Source organism: Neisseria sp. HMSC074B07 (assembly GCF_001810355.1).
GTDB lineage: Bacteria > Pseudomonadota > Gammaproteobacteria > Burkholderiales > Neisseriaceae > Neisseria.
Genome location: NZ_KV800928.1, coordinates 74,919 through 78,601, shown reverse-complemented (window position 1 = coordinate 78,601; position 3,683 = coordinate 74,919). Strand labels below are relative to the sequence as shown.

The window sequence follows — 3,683 nt, the reverse complement described above, 5'->3', positions numbered from 1 at the left end:
GCCGTACTGGTTTAAAGTTAATCCACTATATTTGATTACGGTGGTTAAGCGCGAAGAGATAGCCGGGAACCTGTTCAAATTCAGGGCAAGGGGTCGTCTGAAAAGGAGGAATATTACAATAGGTTTACGGTTGCTTAAATCTACAAAGTTGGCCGCTTGTGATAAAGTTACGTTTGATTATGGCCGTATGAATTCTGATGCGGCTTTTTTGTACACAAAGGATTGTTATGTTGCTGTCCCCAACCCGCGCCCGCACGATTGCCGCTGCGGTCATGATGTTGTTTGCGGTGCAAGTTTCCGCCGCCAGACAGGATAATGCCGTCGAGGTGAAAACACCGAAAGACGTGAAACAGATTATTCAAAAGAGAAACCGCTTTACGCCTGATGAATTCAAGGTCGAGCAGGCTCGCCGTGTGAATATACAAAATCGTGCAAATCAGATATTTACCTTATTGAGCGGCGAAATACTGTTGCAGAAAGGTGATGCCGGTACGGCGTTGGCAACATACATGATGATGTTGAACAATACCAAATCGCCGGAGGTAGCGGAACGCGCTTTAGAAATGGCGGTTTCGCTCAATGCGTTCCAACAGGCGGAAATGATTTATCAAAAATGGCGTGAAATCGAACCTGTTCCGGGTAATGCGCAAAAACGTATGACTTGGCTGCGCAATATCTTGCTGGGGCAGGGCGATAAGACCTTGAATGGTTTGGATGATATTTTGGCCAATGCCAGCGAAGAACAGAATCAGCGTATTTTCCTGCTGTTGGCTCAGGCGGCGATTCAGCAACCGGGGTTGGCAGAGAAAGCTTCGTCACAAGTCCATAAGGAAGCTTTGAAATATAAAGATTTGCCGGAAGCTGCGATTGCCGATGTGATTTTCAGTGCGCAAGGCGGTAAAAAGAAACATGCCATTGCGGCATTGCAACGTTTGGCAGGGCTGGATGCAGAGATGCTGCCGCCGACTTTACTGACTTTACGGCTGATGGCGCAACGCAGTCCCGAGATATTAAACGGCTTCTTCGAGCAAACCGATACGCGCAATCTTTCGCCCGTATGGCAGGAGTTGGAAATCGTCAACCTGATTTCCAATAAACAAAACGACAAAGCCTATGCGCGCCTGCGTACGCTGTTGGAAAATAACCCGAATCCAGACCTGTATATTCAGGCAGCGTTGTTGGCAAGCAATCGTAAAGACGATATTTCGACGATTATCAATTATTTGGATAAGGCGTATAACATCGGAACAAGCGAACAGCAAAGCCGTGCCGCCCTGATTGGTGCGATGGCTTATGCCGATGTTAAAGATTATCCCAAAGCCAAACAATGGCTTGCCAAAGTTGTTTCCCCCAGTTATGTTTTTGATAAAGCAGTTTTCGGTGCTTCATTAGAGGCCGAGCAAGGAAACGGTAAGGCAGCTTTGGCAGAAGCACGTCGGGCGCAAAGCCTGCCGGAACAGGAAGGGCGTTATTTCGGCAGTAAGGAATTGCAACGGGTTACCCTGTTTGCTTTGTCCAAACACGATAATTTGCAAGAAGCATTGTCCGAGCTGAATAAAATGTTGCCCAAGATAAGCCGGCAGCCGGATGCCATGGAGCAGTTGCCTGATGTTTTGTACCAACGAGCCATGATTTATGACCGTATGGGCGATCAGGGCAAGGCAATTGCCGATTTGCGCCGCGTAGTCGAATTGGCACCGGATAACGCCAATGGTTTGAATGCGTTGGGCTATATTTTGCTGTCCCCGACCAAGAAAAATTTAGACGAAGCCTTTAAACTGATTCAGGCTGCTTATCAAATCGAGCCGGAAAACCCCGCCATCAATGACAGTTTGGGTTGGGCTTATTTCCTGAAAGACGATGTGCAAACCGCATTGCCTTATTTGCAATATGCGTTTGAAAAATATCCCGATGCAGAAGTTGCCGCACACTTGGGCGAAGCATTGTGGGCATCCGGAGAGCAGGAAAAAGCCAAAAAAATATGGACGGACAGCCTGAAGGGTGAAGGCGATATGAAAATATTGCGGGAAACCATGAAGCGTTTCGGCGTGGAGGCTGCTCCTAAACCAACGAAAAAAGCCCAATCGGGGCGTTCCGTAAAATCGAAATAATGAAAGAGGTCGTCTGAAAGCAAGGCCTTGGAAGAAGCCGGGATGATAGATCGTTTTCAGACGACCTTTTGGGAGTATTTATGAAATTACAAACCTTAGTATCTATTGCAACACTGATATTGCTTGCCGCTTGTGTGCATCCTAATTTGTCTCAGCAAAATGATTGGAAGCCGGCGGAGAATGTCAATGATTTCACTGCGGACGGAAGATTGGCAGTAAAAGTCGAAGAAAAAGGCTCTTACGCCAATTTTGACTGGTCCTATCAAAATCAAGTCCAAACGATTAGCGTCAATACGCCTTTGGGCAGTACGGTCGGACAGTTATGTAAAGACAATCAAGGTGTATTGGCAGTAGACAGTAAAGGTCGAGTCTATCAGGCAGAAACAGCAGAAGAGCTCAGCAACAAACTTTTGGGCTATGAATTGCCTGTTCAATATCTGCATATTTGGGCGGATGGCAAACGCGTTGCCAATGCGCCATATCGATTGTTGCCCGATGGCCGTTTGGAACAATTCAATTGGACTATTACACGCAGCACCAATAGCGAAGGCAAGCCGAAAATCCTTCAATTGGAAAATGCCAAATTAAATGTCCGTCTGGTATTTGACGAAGTCAACCACGAACCTGCTGCCAGCGATCAGACGCAATGTGCAGCCCGCCTTAAAAAATAAAAAAAGAGCTTGATATGGACATTTCTTCCGACGCTCAAGCCTTTCCCGCGCCTGCTAAGTTGAATCTCGATTTGCGTATTACGGGCAGAAGGGATGACGGATACCATAATTTAGAAAGTATTTTCTGCCTTATCGGGCTGTATGATACCGTCCACCTGAAGCCACGAGACGATAAAAAGATTATTCTGCATAATCCCACTGAAGGTATTCCCTGCGAACAAGATTTGGCTTATCGTGCCGCACTTTCTTTGCAGCAACATACCGGTTCCTGTCGTGGTGTGGAAATCTGGTTGGAGAAAAAGATTCCGACAGGGGGAGGATTGGGCGGAGGCAGCTCCGATGCGGCAACTGTGTTAACCGTGTTGAATCAATGGTGGCAATGTCGGCTGACAAGGCAACAGCTTATTGATTTGGCGGTTGGTTTGGGTGCGGATGTGCCGTTTTTCCTTTTTGGGCAAAGTGCTTTTGCACGAGGAATCGGTGAGCAATTAGTCAAAATAGAAATTCCTAAACAATGGTATGTGATAGTCAAACCGTCGGTACATGTTTCTACTGCTAAAATTTTCTCGCATGAGAACTTGACACGAAATTCCAAACCAAGCATAATGCCGACTTTCCAATCTTTGCAGCCGTTTAGAAATGATATGCAGGCTGTTGTTTTTCAGGAATATCCTGAGGTTTGGAAAGCTTATTGTGAATTATCCGAATATGGTTCTGCGCTAATGACAGGGTCTGGAGCGTGTATATTTCTCTTTACGGATAGTCGGCAAGAAGCAAACAATATATACCAACAAGTTTCACAATCATATGAAGCATATTGTGTTGAAGGTTTAGACGTTCATCCATTGTTTCAAATGATTTGATAAAGTTGGGGAGTCGTCAAGCGGTTAAGACACTGGAT

At 46.1% G+C, this 3,683-nt stretch carries 4 protein-coding genes; all 4 read left to right on the top strand.

Going from position 1 to position 3,683, the window contains the following annotated elements; all coding sequences use genetic code 11:
• Nucleotides 1-316: hypothetical protein (locus HMPREF2726_RS14400; RefSeq protein ID WP_210399682.1), on the top strand; the 316-nt coding region annotated here is incomplete at its 5' end.
• Nucleotides 228-2,111 (top strand): tetratricopeptide repeat protein, encoded by a 1,884-nt coding sequence (locus HMPREF2726_RS05995; protein WP_003778238.1) that lies wholly within the window; start codon nt 228-230, stop codon nt 2,109-2,111. The genes HMPREF2726_RS14400 and HMPREF2726_RS05995, both read left to right, overlap by 89 nt.
• Nucleotides 2,112-2,191: 80 nt before the next feature.
• Nucleotides 2,192-2,782 carry a lipoprotein insertase outer membrane protein LolB gene (lolB, locus tag HMPREF2726_RS05990; protein WP_009311879.1) on the top strand — a complete coding sequence of 197 codons (591 nt, stop codon included), beginning with the start codon at nt 2,192-2,194 and terminating at the stop codon, nt 2,780-2,782.
• Between the two features lie 14 nt (nt 2,783-2,796).
• Complete coding sequence (gene ispE / locus HMPREF2726_RS05985) at nt 2,797-3,645, top strand: 4-(cytidine 5'-diphospho)-2-C-methyl-D-erythritol kinase (protein WP_009311878.1); 849 nt, start codon at nt 2,797-2,799, stop codon at nt 3,643-3,645.
• The last annotated feature ends 38 nt before the right edge of the window (nt 3,646-3,683 follow it).

What these genes read in the sequence shown, in the direction of transcription:
- ispE (WP_009311878.1), top strand. Translation starts at nt 2,797, where the DNA reads ATGGACATTTCTTCCGACGCTCAAGCCTTTCCCGCGCCTGCTAAGTTG.
- lolB (WP_009311879.1), top strand. Translation starts at nt 2,192, where the DNA reads ATGAAATTACAAACCTTAGTATCTATTGCAACACTGATATTGCTTGCC.
- HMPREF2726_RS05995 (WP_003778238.1), top strand. Translation starts at nt 228, where the DNA reads ATGTTGCTGTCCCCAACCCGCGCCCGCACGATTGCCGCTGCGGTCATG.